General features: G+C 64.6%; 27 protein-coding genes. 21 read left to right on the top strand and 6 right to left on the bottom strand.

Features of this window, described 5'->3' with window-relative positions; all coding sequences use genetic code 11:
- Positions 1-112: 112 nt before the first annotated feature.
- From J2X44_RS15305 to J2X44_RS15285, 5 genes are all read left to right on the top strand, one after another.
- Positions 113-1,564: a DUF3336 domain-containing protein gene (locus tag J2X44_RS15305; RefSeq protein ID WP_310085873.1), complete on the top strand. Its 1,452-nt coding sequence runs from the start codon at positions 113-115 to the stop codon at positions 1,562-1,564.
- 2 nt (positions 1,565-1,566) lie between these two features.
- Positions 1,567-2,412, top strand: a complete 846-nt coding sequence (locus J2X44_RS15300; RefSeq protein WP_310085870.1) for an alpha/beta hydrolase — start codon at positions 1,567-1,569, stop codon at positions 2,410-2,412.
- A gap of 118 nt (positions 2,413-2,530) precedes the next feature.
- Complete coding sequence (locus J2X44_RS15295) at positions 2,531-3,517, top strand: alpha/beta fold hydrolase (RefSeq protein ID WP_310085867.1); 987 nt, start codon at positions 2,531-2,533, stop codon at positions 3,515-3,517.
- Positions 3,518-3,610: 93 nt separating this feature from the next.
- Positions 3,611-4,612 carry an NAD(P)H-dependent glycerol-3-phosphate dehydrogenase gene (locus tag J2X44_RS15290; RefSeq protein WP_310085865.1) on the top strand — a complete coding sequence of 334 codons (1,002 nt, stop codon included), beginning with the start codon at positions 3,611-3,613 and terminating at the stop codon, positions 4,610-4,612.
- A 225-nt stretch (positions 4,613-4,837) separates the two neighbouring features.
- Positions 4,838-5,176, top strand: a complete 339-nt coding sequence (locus tag J2X44_RS15285; protein ID WP_310085862.1) for a hypothetical protein — start codon at positions 4,838-4,840, stop codon at positions 5,174-5,176.
- A gap of 200 nt (positions 5,177-5,376) precedes the next feature.
- Here J2X44_RS15285 and J2X44_RS15280 read toward each other — a convergent pair whose 3' ends face one another.
- Positions 5,377-5,997: a TlpA disulfide reductase family protein gene (locus tag J2X44_RS15280; protein WP_310085859.1), complete on the bottom strand. Its 621-nt coding sequence runs from the start codon at positions 5,995-5,997 to the stop codon at positions 5,377-5,379.
- Between J2X44_RS15280 and argH the strand changes: the two genes are divergently transcribed.
- From argH to J2X44_RS15255, 5 genes are all read left to right on the top strand, one after another.
- Complete coding sequence (argH, locus tag J2X44_RS15275) at positions 5,969-7,372, top strand: argininosuccinate lyase (RefSeq protein ID WP_310085857.1); 1,404 nt, start codon at positions 5,969-5,971, stop codon at positions 7,370-7,372. The two genes, J2X44_RS15280 and argH, sit on opposite strands and share 29 nt — an antisense overlap.
- Complete coding sequence (locus tag J2X44_RS15270) at positions 7,369-7,632, top strand: hypothetical protein (RefSeq protein WP_405053377.1); 264 nt, start codon at positions 7,369-7,371, stop codon at positions 7,630-7,632. Before argH ends, J2X44_RS15270 begins: the two co-directional genes overlap by 4 nt.
- A gap of 182 nt (positions 7,633-7,814) precedes the next feature.
- Complete coding sequence (gene lysA / locus J2X44_RS15265) at positions 7,815-9,074, top strand: diaminopimelate decarboxylase (RefSeq protein WP_310085854.1); 1,260 nt, start codon at positions 7,815-7,817, stop codon at positions 9,072-9,074.
- Positions 9,075-9,215: 141 nt separating this feature from the next.
- Entirely contained in the window at positions 9,216-9,983 is a 768-nt protein-coding gene (locus J2X44_RS15260; protein ID WP_310085851.1) for a siroheme synthase, read from the top strand.
- Positions 9,984-10,021: 38 nt separating this feature from the next.
- Positions 10,022-10,390, top strand: coding sequence for a hypothetical protein (locus J2X44_RS15255; RefSeq protein ID WP_310085848.1), 369 nt, complete (start codon positions 10,022-10,024; stop codon positions 10,388-10,390).
- Here J2X44_RS15255 and J2X44_RS15250 read toward each other — a convergent pair.
- Positions 10,387-11,334, bottom strand: a complete 948-nt coding sequence (locus tag J2X44_RS15250) for a hypothetical protein (protein ID WP_310085847.1) — start codon at positions 11,332-11,334, stop codon at positions 10,387-10,389. The two genes, J2X44_RS15255 and J2X44_RS15250, sit on opposite strands and share 4 nt — an antisense overlap.
- 165 nt (positions 11,335-11,499) lie before the next feature.
- Here J2X44_RS15250 and J2X44_RS15245 point away from each other — a divergent pair, with 165 nt between their 5' ends.
- From J2X44_RS15245 to J2X44_RS15200, 10 genes are all read left to right on the top strand, one after another.
- Positions 11,500-11,646: a hypothetical protein gene (locus J2X44_RS15245; protein ID WP_310085844.1), complete on the top strand. Its 147-nt coding sequence runs from the start codon at positions 11,500-11,502 to the stop codon at positions 11,644-11,646.
- Positions 11,647-11,700: 54 nt separating this feature from the next.
- Complete coding sequence (locus tag J2X44_RS15240) at positions 11,701-12,726, top strand: HEAT repeat domain-containing protein (RefSeq protein WP_310249337.1); 1,026 nt, start codon at positions 11,701-11,703, stop codon at positions 12,724-12,726.
- A gap of 90 nt (positions 12,727-12,816) precedes the next feature.
- Entirely contained in the window at positions 12,817-13,728 is a 912-nt protein-coding gene (locus J2X44_RS15235; RefSeq protein ID WP_310085838.1) for a transposase, read from the top strand.
- 222 nt (positions 13,729-13,950) lie between these two features.
- Positions 13,951-14,358 (top strand): site-specific DNA-methyltransferase, encoded by a 408-nt coding sequence (locus tag J2X44_RS15230; protein ID WP_310085836.1) that lies wholly within the window; start codon positions 13,951-13,953, stop codon positions 14,356-14,358.
- A 198-nt stretch (positions 14,359-14,556) separates the two neighbouring features.
- A complete protein-coding gene (locus J2X44_RS15225; protein WP_310085833.1) occupies positions 14,557-15,882 on the top strand; it encodes a site-specific DNA-methyltransferase in 1,326 nt (441 codons plus the stop codon).
- Positions 15,879-16,130 (top strand): hypothetical protein, encoded by a 252-nt coding sequence (locus tag J2X44_RS15220; RefSeq protein WP_310085830.1) that lies wholly within the window; start codon positions 15,879-15,881, stop codon positions 16,128-16,130. Before J2X44_RS15225 ends, J2X44_RS15220 begins: the two co-directional genes overlap by 4 nt.
- Positions 16,127-16,342, top strand: coding sequence for a DUF2283 domain-containing protein (locus tag J2X44_RS15215; protein ID WP_310085829.1), 216 nt, complete (start codon positions 16,127-16,129; stop codon positions 16,340-16,342). The genes J2X44_RS15220 and J2X44_RS15215 overlap by 4 nt, the downstream gene beginning before the upstream one ends.
- An 8-nt stretch (positions 16,343-16,350) precedes the next feature.
- Positions 16,351-18,936: a DEAD/DEAH box helicase family protein gene (locus J2X44_RS15210; protein ID WP_310085827.1), complete on the top strand. Its 2,586-nt coding sequence runs from the start codon at positions 16,351-16,353 to the stop codon at positions 18,934-18,936.
- Between the two features lie 299 nt (positions 18,937-19,235).
- Positions 19,236-21,059 (top strand): translation elongation factor 4, encoded by a 1,824-nt coding sequence (gene lepA / locus J2X44_RS15205; protein WP_310085825.1) that lies wholly within the window; start codon positions 19,236-19,238, stop codon positions 21,057-21,059.
- 92 nt (positions 21,060-21,151) lie between these two features.
- On the top strand, positions 21,152-21,985 hold the full coding sequence (locus J2X44_RS15200) for an alpha/beta hydrolase (protein WP_310085822.1): 834 nt from the start codon (positions 21,152-21,154) through the stop codon (positions 21,983-21,985).
- On the opposite strand, the gene J2X44_RS15195 is transcribed toward J2X44_RS15200, so the two are convergent.
- Entirely contained in the window at positions 21,972-22,325 is a 354-nt protein-coding gene (locus tag J2X44_RS15195) for a helix-turn-helix transcriptional regulator (protein WP_310085819.1), read from the bottom strand. The genes J2X44_RS15200 and J2X44_RS15195 overlap by 14 nt on opposite strands.
- A gap of 156 nt (positions 22,326-22,481) precedes the next feature.
- Here J2X44_RS15195 and J2X44_RS15190 point away from each other — a divergent pair, with 156 nt between their 5' ends.
- Complete coding sequence (locus J2X44_RS15190) at positions 22,482-23,144, top strand: GNAT family N-acetyltransferase (protein WP_310085817.1); 663 nt, start codon at positions 22,482-22,484, stop codon at positions 23,142-23,144.
- A 221-nt stretch (positions 23,145-23,365) separates the two neighbouring features.
- On the opposite strand, the gene J2X44_RS15185 is transcribed toward J2X44_RS15190, so the two are convergent.
- From J2X44_RS15185 to J2X44_RS15175, 3 genes are all read right to left on the bottom strand, one after another.
- Positions 23,366-23,641 (bottom strand): hypothetical protein, encoded by a 276-nt coding sequence (locus J2X44_RS15185; RefSeq protein ID WP_310085814.1) that lies wholly within the window; start codon positions 23,639-23,641, stop codon positions 23,366-23,368.
- A 171-nt stretch (positions 23,642-23,812) separates the two neighbouring features.
- Positions 23,813-24,112: a DUF1153 domain-containing protein gene (locus J2X44_RS15180; RefSeq protein WP_137754368.1), complete on the bottom strand. Its 300-nt coding sequence runs from the start codon at positions 24,110-24,112 to the stop codon at positions 23,813-23,815.
- A gap of 2 nt (positions 24,113-24,114) precedes the next feature.
- A complete protein-coding gene (locus J2X44_RS15175; protein ID WP_310085809.1) occupies positions 24,115-24,495 on the bottom strand; it encodes a hypothetical protein in 381 nt (126 codons plus the stop codon).
- Between the last annotated feature and the right edge of the window lie 32 nt (positions 24,496-24,527).

Raw genomic sequence — 24,527 nt, 5'->3', positions numbered from 1 at the left:
CGGATCAAGTCCGGGATGACGGTGGTGGCGAGACCAATGTCAAAACAGTTGCCAAAGGCAACGCAACCCGCAAGACTCCGAAAAAATAGACCATGCGCAACAGGAACATTGAATGCTTTTCACCCCGACGCTCAGCGCCGACCGCGATCTCGTGACCGCACCCGACTACATCGCCTGGGCCAAGGCCGCGCGCGCGCATGACAAGAAATCGGGGCTGCAAACGTGGCGCGACGCCGACGAGAGCAAGCATTTCGATTATAAGGCGATCCGCGCGCGGCTCGAACGGCTGCGCAAGCTGTCGGCGGCGGGTGACGTCAAGGGGCTGCTGTTTGTCCTCAACGAAGGCATTCACGGCAATATCGACGGCATGGGCCACGAGCGCCTCTACCAAAAGGCGCGCTTCGGCACCAAAAAGCTGATCGAGGATTATGTCGCCGAGGTCGTCGCCTCGCTCGACAAGATCGCCGCCGCGCGCAGCATCCCCCGCGAGGAAAAGCGCGACTTCTTCCGCCGTGCCCAGCATTGCTACGGCCGCTCGGCGCTGCTGCTGTCGGGCTCGGGGAGCTTCCTGTTCTTCCACATCGGTGTCGTCAAAGCCTTGTGGTCCGAAGGCGTGCTCCCCGCGATCATGTCGGGCGCCAGCGGCGGATCGATCGTCGCCGCAGTCGTCTGCACCCGCAAGGACAGCGAAATCGGCGCGCTGCTCGAAAGCGAGCGCCTCGCCAACCCCGCGCGCGATCCCAAGCAAAAGCGCCTCGCCTCGGACGAAGTGCGCGACCGGCTTGCCGACCTCATCCCCGACCTGACGTTTCAGGAAGCGTTCGAGATCAGCGGCCGTCACCTGAACGTCTCGGTCGCCCCGGCCGAAAAGCATCAGAACGGCCGCCTGCTCAACGCGATCACTGCCCCCAACGTGCTGATCCGCGAAGCCGTCCTTGCATCATGCGCGGTTCCCGGCGTCTTTCCCCCGGTGATGCTGATGGCGCGCGACGACAGCGGCAACCGCGTCCCGTACCAGCCCGACCGGCGCTGGGTCGACGGGTCGGTGACCCACGACATCCCGACCAAGCGGCTCGAACGGCTCTACGGGGTCAACCATCATATTGTCAGCCAGGCGAACCCGATCGCGCTGCCCTTTGCGACCGACACCCGCAAGCAGATGGCGCCGATCGAGGCCATTCAACATGCGTCGATGGCGACCTTCAAGGCGTGGCTGAACGCCAATATGATCATCTTCCAGAAACCGCTCGAATGGGTGCCGCCGCTCAACAGCCTCGCCAATATGGCACGGTCGGTGATCAATCAGGAATATACCGGCGACATCAATATCATCCGCCCGCCCAAATTCTGGTCGCCGGCCAAGATATTGAGCGATCTGGGGCAGGAGGATATCGACGAGCTGATCGATACCGGCGAGCGCACCGCCTGGCCCAAGGTCGAGATGGTCCGCACCCAGACCGCGATCAGCCGCGCGCTGGAAGGCATTTTGGCGCGGATCGACAAGGCGGGCGACGACGGCCCTGGCCACCGCAGCACCGCGGCGCTGAAAAAGGCGGTGCGCTGACCATGACTGCGGTGATCCTGCCCGCGGGATCGACCGGCGCCGGGGCAAAGCTCCACGTCACCCACTGGCTGCCCGCCGGATTGCCGAAAGCCGTGGTGTTGCTCGCGCACGGCTATGCCGAACACGCAGGCCGCTACGTCCATGTTGCTAAACGGCTGACCGACGCGGGTTATGCCGTCTATGCGATCGATCATTGGGGGCATGGGCAGTCGGACGGCGAGGGCGGTTTCGTCCCGCACTTCTCGGCCTTCACCGACGGCATGGCCGAACTGCTGACTCTCGTGGAGGTCAACCACGGCGACAGGCCGCGCCTGCTGCTCGGCCACAGCATGGGTGGGCTGATTTCGACCCTGTTCCTCATTGAGCGGCAGCAGGCATTTGCCGCCGCCGCGCTCTCCGGCCCCGCGATCGTCCCCGCCGCGCCGCCGTCGCGCTTCACCGTCTGGATCAGCCGCTTCCTCTCGCGCTTCTTCCCGCGGCTTGGCGTGCTGTCGCTCGACGCGAACGGCGTGAGCCGTGATCCCGCCGTAGTCGCCGCCTATCTCGCAGACCCGCTCGTTTACACCGGCAAGATCGGCGCACGGCTGGGCAAGGAATTCATGGACGCGATGGCCGCAGCGCAGGCGAGCGCGCCGCGCATCGCCCTGCCGATCCTGTTCCAGCATGGTTCGGATGACAGCCTCGCGTCGGTGGCGGGTTCGCAATATCTGTTCGATCATGTCGCCTCGACCGACAAGACGCTCAAAATCTACCCGGGCCTGTTCCACGAAATTTACAACGAACCGGAACGCGAAGCGGTGCTGGACGATTTGATCGGCTGGTTCGACGCGCATGTTCCGAAACCTTGAACAAACCCCAATCCCGTTCGTGTCGAGCGAAGTCGAGACACCCCGAGCACTTGCGCTGCCCCGACAGGTGTCTCGACTTCGTCCGACACGAACGGATTTAGGACCGAGTTAGAAACAGATGAAAATCCTCCTGATCCTCCTCTTCGCGCCGCTGATAGCGCTGGCGCTGCTATATTTCGTCTTCCCCGGCCGCCTCGTCGCGCTTGGGCGCGCGTTGCTGCGTCAGCGCGGCCGGATGGTGCAGAAAAGCGTCACCGTCGACGGGCGCAACTGGCCCTATCTGGAGGGCGGCGACCCCGCGAAACGCTTACTGCTGCTTGTGCATGGCTTTGCCGGCGACAAGGATAACTGGTCGATGATCGCGCCGTATCTGACCCGTGATTATCATGTCATCGCCCCCGACCTGCCCGGCTTCGGCGAGAATGAGCGCAACCCCGACCTCGCCTATGATCTTGGCGCCCAGACCGCGCGGCTCAAGCAATTCGCCGACACCCTCGGCCTCGTCCGTCCGCATGTCGGCGGCAACAGCATGGGCGGCTGGATCGCGCTGCGCTACGCGATCGACTACCCCGACGCGCTTGCCAGCCTGATCCTGCTCAACAACGCCGGGGTCAACGGCCAACATGAAAGCGACCTGCAGAAACAGGCGGCGAACGAGGATTACAACCCGCTCGTCCTCGCGGGGCTGGAGGACGCCGACCGGCTGGTCGGCATGGTCGTCCACAAACCGCCCTATATCCCCGCGCGGCTGAAACCGGTGCTTTACGCCGACGCGCTGAAATATCGCGACCAGCTCGACGGCATTTTCTGGACGATCGCGAATGAGGGCCGCGACCATCCGCTCAACGACCGGCTGGGCGAGGTCAGGGCGCCGACCTTGATCATCTGGGGCCGCCACGACCGCCTGCTCGACGTCAGCTGCGTGCCGGTGCTCGAAGCGGGGATCGCGGGCAGCCAGAGTCACGTCTTCGAGCATGTCGGCCATGTCCCGATGATCGAGGATCCGAAAGCGACGGCGGCGGTGATGAAGGCGTTTCTGGCGCAGCATCCCGTCGCCCCCGCGCAGGCGGGGGCCGCAGGCGTTCTATCTAACGGCGCAGGGTAAGGCCTCCAACGGCCCCCGCCGTCGCGGGGGCGACGGGATGCTTGCCAACCCCCCATTCCCACGCCACTCTCCCCTGAAACAGGGGAGAGACATATGCGCCTGAAGGTCGGCCTGCTCGGTGGGGGCAGCTGGGGGACGACGGTCGCGGCGGTGGTGTCGCGCAACGCGCCGATCACCCTGTGGGCGCGCGATGCCGAAACGGTTGAGGGCATCAACCAGTATAACGAGAACCGCAAATATCTGCCCGGTATCAAGCTGCCGACGACGCTGCGCGCGACGCGCGACATGGCTGAAGTCGTCGCTGGCGCCGACGTGCTGATCATGGGCGTGCCCTCGCACAGCTTTCGCGCCGTGCTGGAGGAAGCGCGCAACCATCTGCGCCCGTGGGTGCCAGTGATCAGCCTGACCAAAGGCCTCGAACTGTCGTCAGGACAAAGGATGACCCAGTTGATCGAGGACGTGCTGCCCGGTCACCCGGTCGGCGTCCTCACCGGCCCCAATCTGGCGCGTGAGATCATGACCGGACAGGCGGCGGCCAGCGTCTTGTCGATGGAGGACGAGATCGTCGTCCGCGCGCTCCAGCCGGTGTTCCATTCGGGGCTGTTCCGCGTTTACACCAACACCGATCTGCTCGGCTGCGAACTCGGCGGGGTGCTCAAGAATATCATCGCGATCGCGGTCGGCATGGGCGACGGACAGGGCGCCGGCGACAACACCCGCTCGGCGCTGATGACGCGCGGGCTGGCCGAGATCACCCGGCTGGGAGTCGCGATGGGCGGGCGCCCGGAAACCTTCGCCGGGCTGACCGGCATGGGCGACCTTATCGCGACCTGCACCAGCCCTTTGAGCCGCAACCGCCATGTCGGGGTCGAACTCGGCAAGGGGCGCCCGATCGACGAGATCATCGCGGGCATGAACATGGTTGCCGAGGGGGTGAAAAGCGCCCCGACCGTGATCGCGCTGGCCGAAAAGCATGGCGTCGACATGCCGATTGCGCGCGACGTGTTCGATGTGACCCAGGGCAAACGCACCGCGCAGGACGTCTTTCGCGGCCTGCTCCGCTCGGCGGTCGGCGACGAAGCGCATCCGGGATAACCTCTCTTCCCGTCATTGCGAGGAGCAAAGCGACGCGGCAATCCAGAGTGTGCGGTAACCGCTCTGGATTGCTTCCCCCGGCTTTCGCCGGGGTCGCAATGACGAAAATAGAAAAATCCGCTGCCAGCCGTGCCGAATCTCGGTTTAGCGGGGAAGAAAATCGCCTCCTGCTTCGTTGACTCCCCGGACCGCCTCTCGACCGGGCGGGCAATCAGGAGATGGACGATGAAAAAGTGGACCCTATTTGCCGTCGCAGTGGCCCTGCCCGCCACCGCCGCTATGGCCGCCGTTCCCTATGGATCGCAGCCCCCGGGTTTCGAAACGCCGCATATCCGTACTTCGCCGATCGCGGGCATCGTCAACCAGCAATGGTATAATTACAAGGCCGACATTCTGGAGGCGGAGAAAGAACTGACCAGCGACCTTCGCCATGCGACTGACCGCGAGGATCGCTGGGATGCCTGGGACGAATGGCAGAACGAAGTGGTCGACGCCGACAAGGATTACACCAAGGAAATGCGCAAGAAGGGCTATCGCACCGGCCGCGTGACCGTCGGCGGCTAGAGTTTCCCCGGAGCTTGCTCTGGGTCGCAAGGGAAGGGCGGGCGTCATGGGGCGCTCGCCCTTTTCTTTTCCCCTCCCGCTTGCGGGAGGGGCAGCGAGACTTGCGAACTTGTTCGCTAGTCGCAGCGGGGTGGGTTGCTTACACGCCGCTGTTCGCTACGCTCGTCCCACCCTATCCCCTCCCGCGCGCGGGAGGGGGACTAAGCCGCCTCCGCCAGCAACGCCGTCGCCTCGGTCCCCTGCCAATCGATCGCGCCAACAACGCGCCACAATTCGCGACCTTCAGCGTCATAGAAAATGCTCGTCGGCAACGCGCTGTTATACGCATCCAGCAACCCGTTCTCGGGATCGAGATACGGCTGCAACGCCTTCAATCCCGCCTTCTGGAACCACGGATCGACCGCCTCGGCGCCTTGCAGATCCTGCGCCACCGCGATCACCGCCATCGTCTCGCTGCTCTGAGCCGCCAGTGCATCCAGCGTCGGCATTTCCGCCACGCACGGCGCGCACCAAGTCGCCCACAGGTTGAGCAGCAACGGCTTGCCCTTGAACGTCGCCAACGTCACCGCGGCATCGTCGGGGCCAGTGAATGCCGCCGTCGGCGCCGCTTCGCCCTTGTGACTGCGGTCGACGACATATTCGAATTTGCCGATGGCCTTCGCTTGGCCAGCCGAAACATTTGCTTGGCCGTCTGCCGCTTGCCCGCCCGACGGCTTTTCCCTATCGCAGCCCGCGATCGATCCGGCCAGAAACACGGCGAGGATCGCAAGATACGGGCTTGGAACGCGGCGGATGGCGAATACTCCGGACAGCAACAGCATGTGGGGCGGCCGCTTCGGTGGCGGACCCGCGGCGATCATGCAAGAGATTAACGCCTCGATCCCGATCGACAAACGCCTGTGGGAAGAAGATATCGCCGCCAGCCGCGCCCATGCTGCGATGCTCGGCGCCGCCGGGATCATCGGCGCCGACGACGCGGTGCAGATCGACCGCGGCCTCGCCCAGATCGCCGAAGAATTTGCCGCGAACGGCGTTCCCGTCGACCTCGCGCTCGAAGATATCCACATGACGGTCGAGGCACGGCTGAAAGAGATCGTCGGCGACGCCGCCGGGCGCCTCCACACCGCACGCTCGCGCAACGATCAGGTCGCGACCGATTTCCGGCTGTGGACGCGGACAGCCTGCGAACGCATCGACGCGGGGCTAACGGCGATCCAGGCCGCGCTGCTCGCGCGCGCCGACGAACATGCCAGCAGCATCATGCCCGGCTTTACGCACCTCCAGGTCGCGCAACCGGTGACGCTAGGCCATCATCTGCTCGCCTATGTCGAGATGTTCGGCCGCGACCGCAGCCGCTTCGCCGATGCGCGGCGCCGCCTCAACGAATCGCCGCTCGGTGCGGCGGCGCTGGCGGGCACCGGCTTTCCGATCGACCGCGCCGCGACCGCTGCCGCGCTCGGCTTCGACCGCCCGATGGCAAACAGCATCGACGCCGTGTCCGACCGCGACTTCGCGCTCGAATTTTGCGCCTCGGCATCGATCGCCGCGATCCACCTGTCGCGCCTCGCCGAGGAAATCGTAATCTGGGCCAGCCAGCCCTTCGGCTTCATCAGCCTGCCCGACGCCTGGTCGACCGGCAGCTCGATCATGCCGCAAAAGCGCAACCCCGACGCCGCCGAACTGGTGCGCGGGCGCGCGGGGATGCTGCTCGGCGCGTTCCAGCGCCTGGCGGTGATCGTCAAAGGCCTGCCGCTGACCTATTCGAAGGATCTGCAGGACGACAAGGAGACCGTGTTCGGCGCTTTCGACGCGCTGGCGCTGTCGCTTGCCGCCATGACCGGCATGGTGGAAACGCTGACCTTTCGCACCGACCGGATGCGCGCGCTTGCCGCCTCGGGCTATTCGACCGCGACCGACCTCGCCGACTGGCTAGTGCGCGAAAACGGGCTGCCGTTCCGCGAGGCGCACCATGTCGTCGGCGCCTGCGTCAAGCGCGCCGAGGAACTGGGCGTCGAGCTGTCGGCGCTGCCCGCCGCCGACGCTGCCGCGATCCACGTCGCGGTCACCCCTGACGTGCTCGCGGCGCTGACCGTCGAAGCGTCGGTCGCCAGCCGCACCAGCTATGGCGGCACCGCCCCCGAACGGGTAAGGCAGGCCATATCCGCGGCGCGCGCCGCGCTGGAAGGAACCGCATGATGGCGCATCGCCGCACAATCGCCGCCGCCCTGACGGGCGCCACCCTGCTCGCGACGCTTGGTGCGTGCGGCAGCAAGGAAGATCTGAAGCCGGTGGCGGGCCAGCCCGCCCCGGTCGTCCCGTTGGGCGCGACGCGCGCCCCGACCACGGAGGAGCTTACGACGCCTGACGCGCAGGCCCGGCCTGCGCGCAGCGACGAACTTCTCAAACGGTCCGAACAACGCGAACCCGACGATTTCGACCTGCCGCCTCCGGGCTGAGATCGGGCGAATGATCGGGAAGAATAATATCCGTTTGTCCTGAGGAGCCATCGAGCTTGTCGAAATGGCGTCTCGAAGGATCGTTGCATAGGCATCCTTCGAGACGGGTCTTCGCCAGGCTCAGCCCCTCCTCAGAACGAACGGCTCAATGTGATCAAGACCGACCTTTAGGATTTCATTCCATGGATCAATTTGCCCTTCGTGACGGCGTCCTCCACGCCGAAGATATTCCGCTGCCCCGCATCGCCGAAGAAATCGGCACGCCCGTTTACGTCTATTCGCGCGCCATGCTCGAACGCCACGCGCAGGAATTCCGCGACGGGCTGAAGGACGTGCCGCGCAAGCACCTGGCCTTTGCGATCAAGAGCAACCCCAACCTCGGCGTGCTGCGCGTTCTCGCGCGGCAGGGTTATGGCGCCGACGTCGTGTCGGGCGGCGAGCTCGAACGTGCGCTCGCCGCGGGCATGGCGCCCGACGACATCGTTTTTTCGGGCGTCGGCAAGACCCGCGCCGAGCTGGCGCAGGGGCTCGACCGCGGCATCGGCCAGTTCAATATCGAACATGAACCCGAAGGCATCGCGCTCGCCGAAATCGCGCTGGCGAAGGAAATGACAGCGCGCGCGGTGCTGCGCGTCAATCCCGACGTCGATGCAGGCACCCATGCCAAGATTTCGACCGGCAAGGCCGACAACAAGTTCGGTGTCGGCATCGACGTCGCGCCCGCGATGTTCGACCGCCTCGCCGCGCTGCCGGGACTTCAGATGCGCGGCATCGCGGTCCATATCGGCAGCCAGCTGACCAGCCTCGACCCGCTTGAGGCGGCGTTCGAGCGCGTCGGGCGTCTCGTTGCCGACTTGCGCGCCGCGGGACACAGCATCACCCATGTCGATCTCGGCGGCGGGCTGGGCGTCCGATACAAGGCCGACGACAATCCGCCGTCGATGGCCGATTATGGCGCGATGGTCGCGCGGGTAACCAGGGATTGGGACGTCACCTTGATGTTCGAACCCGGCCGCGTGATCGCGGGCAACACCGGGGTGCTGCTGACCGAGGTTCTGTGGGTCAAGCCGGGCGCGACCAATCCGTTCGTGATCGTCGATGCGGCGATGAACGATCTGGCGCGGCCCGCGCTCTACGACGCCTATCATGATTTCGTCGCGGTCAAGCCGAGCGGCGAAAAGATGACCGCATCGATCGTCGGCCCGGTGTGCGAGACCGGCGACACCTTCGCGCGCGACCGCGTGACCGACGCGGTCGAATCGGGCGACCTCGCGGTGTTCCGCACCGCGGGTGCCTATGGCGCGACGATGGCATCGACGTACAACAGCCGCAGCCTGGTGCCCGAAGTGCTGGTCGACGGCGATCGCTATATCAAGGTCGCCGACCGCATCGCCGCGAGCACGATCATGGCCGCCGAGCGCGTGCCGGACTGGATCGATTGATACGGCGCGGTTGCGCCGCTGTGCAGCGACACTATCTTTTCCTCGTCACCCCGGACTTGATCCGGGGCCCATGGCCCAACCGCGCGGCAGGGTTCATGGATGCCGGATAAAGTCCGGCATGACGAGAAAAAGGGCAAATCCATGCACCAACTCCCGATCTTCCTGACCCTCACCGGCCGCACCGTCGTGCTGGTGGGGGAGGGCGAGGCCGCCGAAGCCAAGGCGCGGCTGATCGAGCGCGCCGGGGGCCGCATTGTCCGGGCATGGGAGCAAGGCGCGACCATCGCCTTCGTCGCGCTCGACGACGAAGCTGAAGCCCGCGCCGCCGCCGGCAAACTCCGCGCCCACGGCCTGCTCGTCAACGTCGTCGACCGCCCCGACCTCTGCGATTTCACCACCCCTGCAATCGTCGACCGCGCCCCCGTCACCATCGCCATTGGCACCGGCGGCGCGTCGGCGGGGCTTGCGAAAGCCGTCCGTCAACGCATCGAGGCGCTGCTCCCCGCGCGGCTGGGCGCGCTCGCATCGGCGCTGCACGCCGCGCGCGACGCGATGAAGGTGCGCTGGCCCGCCGCCGCCGACCGCCGCCGCGCGATCGACGCGGCGCTGGCGAGTGGCGGCGCGCTCGATCCGCTGGCTGGTGATGCGGCGGACAAGCTGGAAAGCTGGCTAGCGAGCGAAGCAGCGATCCAACCGTCGCGCCTCGAAACGATCCACCTGACCAGCCCCGACCCCGACGACCTCACCCTCCGCGCCGCCCGCCTGCTCGGCGAGGCCGATCATATCTTCCACCCCGCCGCCATTCCTGCCGCCATCCTCGCCCGCGCGCGCGCCGATGCGGTGCGCCATGTCGCGGATATGCCACCAGCTGACCCGCCGCCGGGGCTATCGCTGTGGATTATGGCCTGAAGATATCGTTGGATATTAATGAGCATCAGGAGAGTAAGATGTTACGAGCAAATTCGCTGGCCGCGCTTGTCGCATTGGCGGTGCCCGTCGGCGCCGCGGCGCAGGTCGGCGAGGCCGATCGCGCCGAATTCGAAGCCGCCGCAAACGCCTTTATCGGGTGCCTGCGAGCGACCGTGCAAATGGGCATGACGACGAAGATGGATCCGGCAAAATTCAAGGAGGGTCTGGCGAAAAGCTGCCTCGAGCAGGAAGCCCGTTTCCGCCCCCTCGCCGTCAAGGTGGCCATGGCCAGCGGCCGTTCGGAAGCCGCGGCGCTGGCAGAAATCGACGGCAACATCGTCAACGGGCGAACCGCGTTCGCTGCCGATCAGGAAAGCTATATCAAAACCGGGAAGGTGCCCCGCTAAGGCGCAATCGCCAATCCGTCGCCTTGCTTGCCCGCCGCGATCCGGCGCAGCACCTTGCCCGTCGCGACATCGATCTCCGCCACCTTGTCGATCCCCGTTTCCGCCGCATAGAGCCGCTTGGAATCGGGGCTGAACAGCAAGGTCACCTGCCGCGCCGCATCGCCCTCCGACACCTGGATCGTCCGCATCGGCGCGCGCGTTTCGGCGTCGAACAGGCTGATCGTCCCCTTGCCGATATTGCTCGTCGCGATCAGCTTGCTGTCGGGGCTCGCCAGCACTCGAATCGCCACCGGATCGACCGGCAGCTCGGCGACCTTGGCGCCGCTCGCCGTGTCCCACACTGTCACCCGCGGTGCATCGAGGTCGCCGACCCACAGCTCGCGCCCGCCCTTCGTCAGCGCCAACCCCTCGGGCTTGCCGCCGATGGTCAGGTCGCGCAGTTTCGCCCCCACCTGCAAATCCAGCACGCTCACCGTGCCCGACCCGATGTTGGCGGTATAGGCAGTGCGGTTGTCAGGCGCGACGACGACCATATGCGACCCCTGCTGCCCCGTCGCAATCGACGTCACCGATCCGTCCGGGGCGACCACCGCGACCGACTGGCTGCCCTCGGTCGTCGCGACCAACCGCCCGTCGGTCAGCCACAGCAGCCCGTGCGGCCGCTGGTTGGGGCTGAGGTCGATCGTCCGGACCTTCGTCCGCGCCGCGACATCGAACACGTCGATCGTCGTCCCGCCATAAGCCACCACCGCCGCCTGCTTGCCGTCGGGCGACACTGCGATTTCGTGCGGCATCTTGCCCGTCGGCAATCGCGCTAGTTCCGCGCCCGATGACAACGCGACCAGGCTCAACGTATCCTCGCCCTTGTTGCCGATCAGCAATGTTTCGGCGGCGGCGGGCGTAGCCAGCAGCAGGGCGAGGGCGGCGGCAAAGATATGGCGCATGGCAAATCTCCCGGTTCGTTTCCACACCATCCTATGCCGCGCCGCCGCCGGAGCAAGCTACCTTCGACCAGCGACATTACGGTAAGTTAACTGGCACCCCGTGCAGCGCCACCTAGCCTCACCCCTGGCGGCGGGTCGCGCCGCCGTTTGCCAGGGGAATGCCACATGGATCTGCCACCTATCGATATAGACGCGCTGCCGTTGCTGGACACCGCGGTCGGGCTTTTCGGCTCGTTCGTCGGTGACAGCGCATCGTCGGGGCCGTCGGTGTTCGAAATCGCGGTCACCATCGCGCTTATCGTGTACGACTGACAGGGCGGCGGGAAGGGACGGGGCATGGCGCCCCGGCTTTCCCGCCCCACCGCGATGCCCGTCAGCGCCTCCCGCCACGATCATTTCCCGCGCCACGACGGCGCGCGCCGTGATACGATCCGCACCGCCGTGGCCAGGGTCGACGCCGCGTGGACCGCCGCCGACACCGCGCCCGACGGGCTGCTCACTGCGATCGCGGCGCAGGCGGACGCCGCCCCCGCTGATGCCATGGCGGCGCTGCGCCCATGGCTCACCGATAGGCGCTGGCTGGAACGCCGACTGGACAGCGCGCTCGCGCTCCTCCGCGCCGACCCCTTCGCGCGCCCACCGCTGCGCGCCTTCGGTGGCGGGGAGGGCGCCGGCGGCGACCCGGCGCCGGGCGGACTCGTGCTTGCCGAACGCGGCCACGTCCGCCTGACCTTGCGCGTCTGGCCCTTCGCCTCCTCCGCACCGCCCGAAACGCCCGCCATTTTCGTCCCCGGACGCACCGCGATCCATGTCCTTGCCAGCGGCGGGGCGCAGCTTTGCCAACACCATGTCGCGCTCACCCCGGCCGAGGAAGCGGGCGCGTTCACCGCCAGCGCTGCCGCGCCCTGCCAAAGCGATCCGCCGCGCCCGCTCAGGACCGGCGAGACGCTCGACCTTGACACCGCGCGCGAAGGCTTCACTCTCGTCCCCGGTGCGCACGACACGCTCCTCCTCGAACTCACCGTCCAGCCGCCGTCGCCGCTCCCGATCCGCAGCTACGACCCTGCCACCGGCCACCTCCTCCACATCAGCGCCTCGCGCCGCGACAGCAGCTTCCGCGCCATGGCGCTGACCCTGCTCCGCCACCTCGGTCGCCCCGACGCTGTGGCGTTGTTCGAGGTCGAGACGCACAGCCAGGATTTCGCCGCCCGCTGGCACGCAATGCGCGAGTTGATCGCGCTCAACCCCACCGCCGCCCACGCCCCGCTCGCCGCGATGGCAGCGGACGATCCGCACCCCGAAGTGCGCGCCGCAGCCCAAGCCACGCTCGCACTCCTCCAATCCCCTCCCCTTCAGGGGAGGGGCAGCGAGACTTGCCAGCTTGCTGGCTAGTCGCAGCGGGGTGGGCATCAAGCACAGCGCCAAACCGCCAACCCCACCCCCAACCCCTCCCGCCTGCGGGAGGGGAGCAGAGGAAACTCCATGCCCCGCCCAGTAACTCCACCCCCCGGACCCCCGCTCACCCTCGCCGAAGTCACCGGCACCCTCGACCAGCACGGTGTCGACCTCACCGACGAGGCCAGTATCCACCGCTGCGCCACCCTCCTCGCCGGCCTCCAGCGCAACCGCGACTTTCTCGCCGACCACCTCATCGCCGCGCTCGTATCCGACGCCGCCGAACCACAGCCCGCCAACCGCTATTCGGCGCAGGTCATCCTCCTCCACCGCAGCCCGCGCGGCTGGTACCTGCGCGCCAACATCTGGCCCGCCGCGCCCGACGCCGCCTATCGGACCAGCGGCGCCGCGGCCTTCTCCTACGGCGTCGCGCACGACCATAATTTCAACTTCCTCACCATCGGCTATTTCGGCCCCGGCTATCTCAGCGACGATTATGAGGTCGATCCAGAGGCGATCGACGGCCGCCACGGCGAGCCGCTGACCCCGACCTTCACCGGGCGCAGCCAGCTTGGCGAAGGCCAGATGCTCCTCTATCGCGCCCACCGCGACCTCCACTGCCAGCAGCCCCCCGCCAGCCTGTCGGTCAGCTTGAACATCATGGACGAGGGCGAGCATGTCCCTTGGCGCGACCAATATATCGTCGATCTGGGCAGCGAAGCGCGCGCGCGCGCGGGCCAGCCCCCCACCATCGCCCGCCGCCCCACCCTGACCAGCGGCGAACTCCTCCTCCGCTGCGCCGTCCACCTGAGCGAAGAGGCGCAGGGCATCGCCGACCACATCGCGCAGACGCACCCCGTCCCGAGAGTCCGCGCGGGCGCCATCGCCGCGCTGGCGGCGGTGGCGGAGGGCGAGGGCAGGGCGGCGGTGCTGGAGCGGGGGATGCGGGACAGCGATGCGCGGGTCCGGGATGATTGCAGGCGGTGGCTAACGCAATAATCCTCCCTGTGGCGAAGCCATGGGGAGGTGGCAGCGCGAAGCGCTGACGGAGGGGCTTTGGCGCTACCGTCGCAGCCCCACCACCACTCTTCGGACGGTCCCCCTCCCCATGCCTGAGGCACAGGGAGGATTCCCAAACCCGCCCGCGCCATTCCCGTGTTGGCCCGGCCCATCCCGGTTGCCAATCGACGCCGACTTGATGCAAGGAGGCGCGACGAAGGGATGATGATGCAAAACCTGTTCCACGATCTTGAACAACTGCTGGCGACGAACGAGGCGCTGATCGACGGGAGCGGCCATCTCATCAAAAATGCGGTCATCGACCGGGCGACACGGCTTGATGCCGATTTCCTGCAAACCCTGCTGTCGTCGGACCCGATCCGGGCGCATTTCTTTGCCGACGTCGGCGGTACGCTGGTGTTCGACAAGGTGAAATTTGCCGAATTTGTGTCGAACAAGGCATTCCTGCCCGACAGCTACACCGCCTTTCGCAATCGCATCGGCCTGACTGATGGGCAGGGCCGCTATCTGAAGGACAGCCGCGACGTCGTGCTGGCGTGGCCGTACAAGGATTGCGTGCTCGAAGGCGGGATGACGAAGGAAGATGCCAAACGCGACGAGCTGTTCTAGAATACCACGCTTGCGCCCGACGACATCACCCGGCTGTTCGAACCCAAGGCGCTGACCGGCTTTGAACGCTGGGATGCCGAAGCCGTCGCGGCGGGCAAGCCGAAGCCGGTCGGCACCATCGGCGCCGACGACAATCTGCTGATCAAGGGCAATAATCTGCTCGCGCTTCACAGTCTGAAGGCGCGTTATGCCGGGCAGGTGAAGCTAGTCTATATTGATCCGCCCTATAATACAGAAAACGAGGGGTTCGGCTATAACGACCGGTTTGAACATTCCGCGTGGCTAACTTTTATGAAAAGCCGACTTGAAATCGCCAAAGATTTGCTTTCGTCTTCGGGTGTCATATTCGTTAATCTAGACAGTAGAGAAGCTCACTACTGCAAGGTTTTGATGGACGAAATTTTCGGACGAGATCGTTTTATCGTCGACGTCGCATGGCAACGCCGTGACGGTCCGCCGAACGATAAGCGAATTGGATCGATCCATGACCACACCTTGATCTACTCAAAGGGCGTTGCGAAGAAAGAGAATAGCGAGGCGTCGGCATCTCTATATCCTATGGGGCGGACAGAGAAGGCCGACGCTGAGTATCGCGAATATGAAGAGCCGTTTGGTATTGATGACCGTGGGCCATTCCGCAAAGTAGATTCGACAGGCAACGCGAAGGGCGGTCGCTATGTTGAGAGCCTAACCTATGGCGTCCAAAATCCCTTCACAGGCGAAATCGTTTACCCGCGAAAGGGGCGTTGCTGGGTTTACGACGAAACTGAAATGAAGCGACTTATCGCCGACCGCCGATATTTTTGGGGAAAAGATGGACGTGCCGGCACCCCGATGCGAAAGCTGTTCAAGTCTGAAGCAACCCGGGGAATGACGACACCTTCTATTTGGGACAATGTTGGTTTTAACCAACACGCCGCTCGGGAACTGGAACTCATTTTTGGTGAGAAGGCAGCATTCGATACGCCGAAGCCGGAAGGGTTGATCGAGCGGATCATTGAAATTTCAACCCAACCCAAGGACCTCATTCTCGACTTCTTCCTCGGCTCCGGCACGACCTGCGCCGTTGCGCACAAAATGGGTCGCCGCTGGATCGGCGTCGATCAGATGGACTATGTCGGCGACGTCACGATGACGCGCCTGAAAAAAGTCATCGAAGGCGAACAGGGCGGCGTTTCAAAGGCGCAGAACTGGCAGGGCGGCGGTTCGTTCGTCTATCTGGAACTCGCCGAATGGAACGAAGCCCTCGGGAGCCGGATCCGCGAAGCGGACGACGAACAGGCGCTGGGGCAAGTGACCGCGGACATGCGCGCTAACGGCTATTGGCGTTACACGGTCGATCAGGCGCTATGGGATTGGGACGCCTTTGCCACGCTGGAATTCGACCAGCGTAAGGCGACGCTGCTGGAGGCGCTCGACGCCAATCATCTTTACGTCAATCATGGTGACATCGCCGACGCCGCCTATGGCCTGTCCGCCGCCGACATTGCGGTGAACAAGGCTTTTTATGAGGGCGATCGTTGAAAACCACGCGCTATTTCACCGAACAGGTGCTGCGCAAGCGCCCTTATCTGACGGTCGAAATGTGCCAGGACGTGGTGGCATCGCCGGTGCGGCGCACCGTCCAGCCCGACGGGCGCATTCGCCATTGGGGGCCGGTGCGCTTGGCAAATGAAGCAAAAGAGCGCATCTTGCGCGTCGTCACGCTGGCGGACGGCGAAACGCTGCACAATGCGTTTATCGACCGCGACTTTACCGAGGATCAGGCATGAAGCTGCATTATTACCCCGAAACCGACAGCCTCTATATCGAGTTGAAGGCCGGACCGGGAACCGAAACGCGCGAAATCGCTGACGGGCTCAATGCCGATCTGGACGCCAATGGCGTCGTCGTCGGGATCGACATCGATCGCGCCTCCGAACAGCTCGACCTGACGACGCTGGAGGCGACGTCCTTGCCCTTCGTTACCTTGAAGGCGGCGTAAACAACATCGTGAATGGCCAATCGCTTGCCCAGGAATTCGATGCGCTCGCCAAATATGGTGCGCTGAATGCCGATCTTCCCGATCATGTAGCGGCCAACATTGCGCCGACGATCACACTGCGTCCCTACCAGACAACAGCGCTGGAACGCTTCGCGTTCTACATGGACAAATATCCTCAACGGCCGAAACCCGCCCACCTGCTGTTTCATATGGCGACCGGCAGCGGCAAGACGGTGATCATGGCGGCGCTGATCCTCGATCTGTACACCCGCGGTCATCGCAACTTCCTGTTCTTCGTCAATTCGACCCAGATTATCGAAAAGACAAAGGCCAATTTCCTCGCCGCAACGTCGTCCAAATATCTGTTCGCCGATCCGCTGCGGTTCGACGGCAGGCCGGTCACGGTCCGCGAGGTCAGCAATTTCGACGAAGCCGACGCCGACAGCATCAACATCCACTTCACCACCATTCAGGGGCTACACAGCCGGATGGTCAATCCGCGCGAAAACGGCGTTTCGGTCGAGGACTTCGCCGGACGAAAGGTCGTGCTGATCTCGGACGAGGCGCACCACCTGAATGCCGATACCAAAAAGGGCGAGGAGTTGAAGCTGGAGGCGAGCTGGGAAAGCACGGTCGATGCCGTCTTTCGCGCCAGTCCGGACAATCTGCTGCTGGAATTTACCGCCACCGCCAACCTGGGCCACGCCGCAATCGCCGCCAAATATCACGACAAGATTCTCTACGACTATTCGCTGCGCCAGTTTCGTGCCGATCGCTATTCGAAAGAAATCGAACTGCGCCGCGCCGATATTTCGCTGGATCAACGCATGTTGCAGGCGGTAGTGCTCAGCCAGTATCGCCGTAAGCTGGCGGGCGAATATGGCCTGTCGCTGAAACCCGTGGTGATGATGAAATCGCGGCGGGTGGCCGATTCCGCCGACAATGAGGCGGCGTTTCATGCGCTGATCGAAACGCTCGATGGCGACCGGCTGACCGCGATGATGTCGGCGCTTCCCGCTGGTGACACCGTTGGCGATGCGCTGCGCCACGTGACCCGCGCGGGCGGCGGGATTTCGGTCGACGACTTCGCGCGCGAAATCCGCCTCGACTTTGCCCCGACAAAAGTCCGCAACGTCAACAAGCCCGAAGACCTCGCGCGTCAGCAGATCGAACTCAACAGTCTGGAGGATCATGACAACGAGGTACGCTGTATCTTCGCCGTCGATAAACTCAACGAGGGCTGGGACGTCCTGAACCTCTTCGACATCGTCCGCCTGTACGATCAGGGGACGAACAGCACGACCAATCAGGAAGCGCAGTTGATCGGGCGCGGCGCCCGCTACTGGCCGTTCGTGGCGTCCGATCTGCCCGAAGAACCCCGTGAGCAGCGCAAATATGACGCCGACGAGGATCATCCGCTGCGCGCGATCGAACAGCTCCATTATCATTGCACCCACGACCCCGCCTATGTCGGCGACATTAAGAAGGCGCTGGTCGAATCGGGGCTGATCGACGCCGACACGCGCAAAGCGACGGTGAAGGTAAAGGACAGCTTTCGCCAGACCGACTTCTTCAAATCCGGGCTGCTGTTCGCCAACAGCCGCCAGAAAAATGACCGCAAGACGATTTTCAAACTCGACGATTATCAGGTTCCCCGGCTGATCCAGCTCTCGCTCGGCCATAGCGGGCGGACCAGCGAGGGCAGCGCCTTTGACGGCGATGACAGCAGCCGCGCCGGTGACCGCATCGCGCAGCGGACGCTTGCGTTCGCCGATCTTGGACCCGGCGTGATCCGCCATGCGCTCGACGCCGATCCCTTTTTCCACTTCGCCAACCTGCGGCGCCATTTCCCCAAACTGGCGAGCCGCGCCGCATTTGTTTCGGGCGTCGATTTTCTGGGCGGCGTGCGGCTTGAAGTTTCAGGGCCGAAGGCCGCGCTGGCTTCGCTCGACGTCACCGCGCGACTAACTCTGGCACGCGGCGCGCTCGACGCGATTGCCAGCCAGATTGCGGTCAGCAGTTTTGATCACATCGGAACGCGCGATTTCACCCCGCATCGGGTGAACAAAAGCATCGCGGACGTGACGCTGACCGTCGGCGGCACCTACCGCACGCAATGGAAAGATTGGACGCGCAACGAGGGCATCGACCTAGCGACCCTCGACTGGTTCGCGCACGATGATTTTTTCGGCACCTCGGCCGAGATGGAACTGATCCTTTCGATCGCCAAACAGATCGACCGTTTGCGCGCCGACTTTGGCGAAATCCGCCTCATCCGCAATGAAAAGGCGGTCAAGCTTTACGCCTTTGACGACGGCGCGGGGTTCGAACCCGACTTCCTGCTGTTCCTCGAACGCGACCGCGATGGGTCTGCCAAGATGGTGCAGATTTTTGTCGAACCCAAGGGCACCCATCTGGCCGCAGGCGACGCATGGAAGCAGGTGTTTCTGGATGCGATCGGCAAGCAGGCGAAGCTGCCCGATTTCTATGTTTCAACCCACCGCGTGGAGGGCGCGCCCTTCTTCGACCCCACCGACTGGAAAAGTCAGGCGGCATTTAGCGACGTCGTCCGGCCATTCCGGCACGCCCCATAGCGCTGCCCCCAAAACCCCTTTCCTACATTATTCCGCCATGCCACCCTCACGCTCTGGCTCTTTGACTCGTCCGGCCCCGCTGCTTCCCCGCGCGCCAAACATCGCGGCCGCGCGCGACCTTTGCGATGTTTCATGCCCCCGCCGCGCTGGGCAACCTTGGCGATCTTCGCCCATGGCTGGCCGCTAACCCCTTGTTTCCGGCGTCGATGCGGTGACAAGTTTGACAACTTCCGCGCGCCGCCCTGCCGACCGGTCCGCTCCCTGCTGACAGCGCGCATTTCCCCTGCTAACGCGCCCGCATGACCACGCCCATGTCCCACATCCGTAACTTCTCCATCATCGCGCATATCGATCATGGCAAATCGACGCTCGCCGACCGGTTGATCCAGTTCACCGGCGGGCTGACCGCGCGCGAAATGTCGGCGCAGGTGCTCGACAATATGGACATCGAAAAAGAGCGCGGGATCACCATCAAGGCGCAGACGGTGCGCCTGAAATATAAAGCCCATGATGGCGAGACCTATGAGCTCAACCTGATGGACACCCCGGGCCATGTCGACTTCGCCTATGAAGTGTCGCGGTCGCTGGCGGCGTGCGAGGGCGCGCTGCTGGTCGTCGACGCGGCGCAGGGGGTCGAGGCGCAGACGCTGGCCAACGTCTATCAGTCGATCGAGCACGACCATGAAATCGTGCCGGTGATCAACAAGATCGACCTGCCCGCCGCGGACGTCGACAAGGTGAAGGCCGAGATCGAGGATATCATCGGGCTGCCCGCCGACAACGCCGTGCTCGCCTCGGCCAAATCGGGGATCGGGATCGAGGAAGCGCTGGAGGCGATCGTCACCCGCATCCCGCCGCCCAAGGGCGACGCCAACGCGCCGCTGACCGCGATGCTCGTCGACAGCTGGTACGACCCCTATCTCGGCGTCGTCATCCTGATCCGCGTCATCGACGGGGTGCTGAAAAAAGGCCAGCAGATCAAGTTCATGCAGGCAGGCACCACCCACCTGATCGACCGCGTCGGTTGCTTCACGCCCAAGATCGAGCAGCTCGCCGAGCTTGGCCCCGGCGAAATCGGCTTCATCACCGCGCAGATCAAGGACGTCGCACAGGCGCGCGTCGGCGATACCGTAACCGATGCCAAGCGCCCCGCGGCGGCGGCGCTGCCGGGGTTCAAGGAAGTCCAGCCGGTCGTGTTCTGCGGCATGTTCCCGACCGACGCCAACGACTTCGAGAAATTGCGCGAGAGCATCCAGAAGCTGCGCCTCAACGACGCGTCGTTCAGCTTCGAGATGGAGAGCAGCGCGGCGCTCGGTTTCGGCTTCCGCTGCGGCTTCCTCGGCCTGCTCCACCTCGAGATCATCCAGGAGCGGCTGACCCGCGAATATGACCTCGACCTGATCACCACCGCGCCGTCGGTGGTCTATAAGCTGAAGCTCGGTCATACCAAGAACGAGGCGGCGAAGGAGATCGAGCTCCACAACCCCGCCGACATGCCCGACCCCAACCGCATCGACGAGATTCAGGAACCGTGGATCGAGGCGGTGATTTACGTCCCCGACGAATATCTCGGCTCGATCCTGAAGCTGTGCCAGGACCGCCGCGGGGTGCAGAAGAACCTGACCTACGTCGGCGGCCGCGCCCAGATCACCTATGAACTGCCGCTCAACGAAGTCGTGTTCGATTTCTACGACCGCTTGAAGAGCATTTCTCGTGGCTACGCGTCGTTCGACTATCACCAGATCGGCCACCGCCCCGGCGACCTCGTCAAAATGAGCATCCTGGTGAACAACGAGCCGGTCGACGCGCTGTCGATGATCGTCCACCGCGGCACCGCCGAAAGCCGCGGGCGCGGCATGTGCGAGCGGCTGAAAGACCTGATCCCGCGCCACATGTTCAAGATCCCGATCCAGGCCGCGATCGGCGGCAAGGTGATCGCCCGCGAAACCATCGCCGCGCTGCGCAAGGACGTCACCGCCAAATGCTATGGCGGCGACGCGACCCGCAAGAAGAAGCTGCTCGAAAAGCAGAAAGAGGGCAAAAAGCGGATGCGCGAATATGGCAACGTCAACATCCCGCAGGAGGCGTTCATCGCCGCGCTGCGGATGGGCGACGACGCCTGATCGGGCTTGGCAAAAGCGCGGTTGCCGGGCTGGCGCTGCTGCTCGCCGCCTGCGCTCCGGCCACAGTCGGACCGGTGAAGGGAGAGCGGGCGGTGCGCGACAAGCCGATCATGACATGGCCCGACCTGCTGACCCGCGCCAAACCGGCGCCCGATGCGACGATCCGCTATGGCGAGGATGCGTTGCAGCTGGTCGATGTCTGGGTGCCAAAGGGCGCTGGCCCGCACCCCGCGGTGATCATGATCCACGGCGGCTGCTGGCAGACTTCCGTGGCCGAGCGCGACATCATGAACTGGATCGCGGGCGACCTGCGGTCGCATGGCGTCGGGGTTTGGAACATCGAATATCGCGGCGTCGATCGCGGCGGCGGGATGCCGGGAACCTATGACGACGTGGCGCGCGCCGCCGACTTGTTTGTCGCGGAGGGCGCAAAGCACGGGCTGAAGACCGACGGGCTGCGGATCGCGATCGGACATAGTGCCGGCGGGCATCTGGCGCTGTGGCTGGCGCGGCGTCCGGCGCTGGCGGCGGACGATCCGCTCCGGGGCGCCGACCCGATCCGGATCGACCTGGCGGTCAGCCAGGGCGGCCTTCCCGATCTGCGCGCCGGGGCTGCCAGCACCGGCCATGCCTGCGGCGCTGACGCGCCTGCCGCAATGGCGCGCGGCGACTTTGCCCGCACTTCGCCGCCGGAAATGCCGCTGGGCAGCGGTCGCGAGATGCAGTTCAACAACGACCGCGACCGCATCACCCCGCCCGCGACCGGCGCTGCCTATGGCGCCGCGATGGCCGCCCGCGGCGTGACGGTGCCGATGGAGGTGACACGGGGTGAGGGGCATGTCGAACTGATTGCGCCGGACAGTGTGAGTTGGGCGAAACAGCGCACGGCTATCCTGGCGGCGCTGGGGATGCCTACATCTCGATAACGATCCGCACCTTCGACGGGTTGGTTCCGGCGACGCGGGCGATTTCGGCGCGGGTACGCGCGACCAGGTCGGCAAGATTAGGGCTGTTCGGTGTGCCCGCGGGGCTCAGCAGATCGGTGGCAGACAGGCCGAACAGCTGCGACAAGGCTTGCAACCGCGCCGGTTTTGGCCGCGACCGGTCCTGTTCCCAGTGGCAGATCGCGGTGACGCTGATCCCCAGCCGGTCGGCGACGTCGGTCTTGCTTAACCCCTGCGTCCGGCGCAGCCGCGCCAGCCGCGCGCCGAGCGTCTCCAGCACGGGAGCCTGTTCGATCATGCTGTCGATCGGCGTGTGGATCACGAAATCGGCTACCTCTCGGACGCTGTTTGAACGGACCGATCTTACAAGTTTACAACCGCAACCGCTTTCAACATCTCACCGATCGTCCGGCGCCGCGTCGGCTTGATTTGCCAGCGGCGTTCGCGGCGCTTATCGTCGCCGGGCTGGGAGGCCGTGATGACCACGACGGACGGGCAGGCGCCAAGACAGGAACCGGTGACGCTGGCGAAGGCGATCGAGGACATCGCCGTGCATAGCGCGCTGAACGATGGGACCGTGGTGTGCCTGCGCACGATCACGCCCGACGATGAGCAATTGCTGCGCGACGGAATTGCCAAATTGTCGGCGGAGTCGCGGTATCTGCGGTTTTTCTCGCCCGTCCCGGTGCTACCGGATGCGGTGATCGAGCGGCTGGTCGACGTCGATGGCCACGACCACATCGCCTGGGGCGCGATCTGCACCCAGTGCGAAGGGCAGCCGGCGATCGGCGCCGTTCATGCCGTGCGGTATCGCGGCGGCGGGCCCGTAGGCGAGTTTTCGGTTGCCGTCGTCGACGAATTTCAGGGGCAAGGGCTGGCGCGGATGATGACCGCGGCCTTGCTGGTTAACTGTTTGGCCGCCGGGCTGGCGGTGCTCGACGTTCATATCTTGTCGGAGAACGCCGCTGCGAAGCGGTTGGTGAAGTCGCTTGATGCGGCATGGACCGGAGAGTCGGCAGGGGTTGCCGAATATCGACTCGACGTCGCGGCGGGAATCTCCGCACTGCGGGCCGACGCCGATGCGCCGGGGGTTCAGGATGTGTTGCGCGCGCTTGAAGGCGGACCGACGAGCATGGTCTAGTCCCTCCCGCCGCCGGGGGTCGCTACCGGCGGCGGGAAGGTAGGCTGCGGGCGAGCGCCGAAGCGTTTCCGTCCACGCAGCCCCCTTATCGCAGGCCAAATGATATTGTGGTGACGCGCGTCACTTTCGACCCTGGATCGCGGAGAAAAATTCAAGCATGAGAAAGGGCGCCGGAATCTGGTTCCGGCGCCCTTCGCTCTGCCTGTTAGGGAAGGCAGCGCTTATTTCGTCTGCGTATCACCAACGCCGGTTTCCGACGGGGCGATCTCGCCATTGTCGTCCATGGCATTGGCCTTTTCTTCACCCATTTCCTCGACGACGTCGGCCTTGTTTTCCATGGCTTCCTTCGCCGGGCCCTCGGGCATGGCATCGGCCTGTTCGTCGATGACTTCGGCCTGTGCTTCGGCCTGATCTTCGACCTTGTCGGCGGCCGGGCTCTGGCAAGCGCCAAGAGCGAGAGCAGAGGTGGCGGCGAGGGTAACGAACATTTTACGCATATCGAGTGACTCCCAAAGTTGACTCCGGGGCTTAACGCGGGGTGAACAATAGGGTTGCAACAAAAATGCCAAAGCGCAAAAAGTCTTGCGATTCCGACAGGCCGATGGCGCGTGCGACATAAAAAAGGGCGCCTAGGGCGCCCTTTTTCAATGATCCCGGTCCGACGACGATCAAAAGCGTTGTTGGCGCTCATACAGATCGCGATAGTGCTGGATGCGCGTGACACGCAGCCCCGGCATGCCGCTGCGATCGATCGATCGCTGCCAGCCGGCAAATTCCTCGAGGGTCAGCCCATAACGTTCGCACACTTCATCGACGGTCAATAGACCGCCGTTGACCGCAGCGACGACTTCGGCCTTGCGGCGCACGACCCAGCGGGTCGTCGACGGCGGCGGCAGCGAGTCGATCGTCAGCGGCTCGCCCAAGGGGCCAATGACCTGTGCCGGCCGGATTTTCTGATTCTCGATCATATTCATTCCATGGTTTCGACGTCGGGGGGGGATTTGTCCGACGCATTCTTCTCTACATCAGAGGGGTTCAACATCGGCTGAAATCCTCTGGTAAACAGGCTGTTCATAGTTTCGGGCAGGGCGTTCGTATCGTCCGACAGGGCGAAGAAACGAACGACGCGCGGTGCATTTTGTTCCGGCGCGCGGCGCATTCCGCTCAACATCCGCTGCAACGCGTTAAGCGTTGCCGCGTGCACGTGGCGAGTCGTTTGCGCACGCAGCAAACGAACGGTCGGCTGCGCCGCTTGGCGCGCGCTGGATACGGCCAAGACGATATCAAAGCCGGGCTTCGACAGTCTGGCCGCACCGGCCAGGCGCGGAAATTCGGTCGGGGAGACATTCATGCTGCCGGTCTAGCGCAGACCGCCTAAGGTCA

The sequence above is a fragment of the Sphingopyxis sp. BE259 genome, assembly GCF_031457495.1.
GTDB lineage: Bacteria > Pseudomonadota > Alphaproteobacteria > Sphingomonadales > Sphingomonadaceae > Sphingopyxis.
The sequence above is the reverse complement of the archived record's forward strand: the minus strand, read 5'-3'. Positions and strand labels throughout refer to the sequence as shown.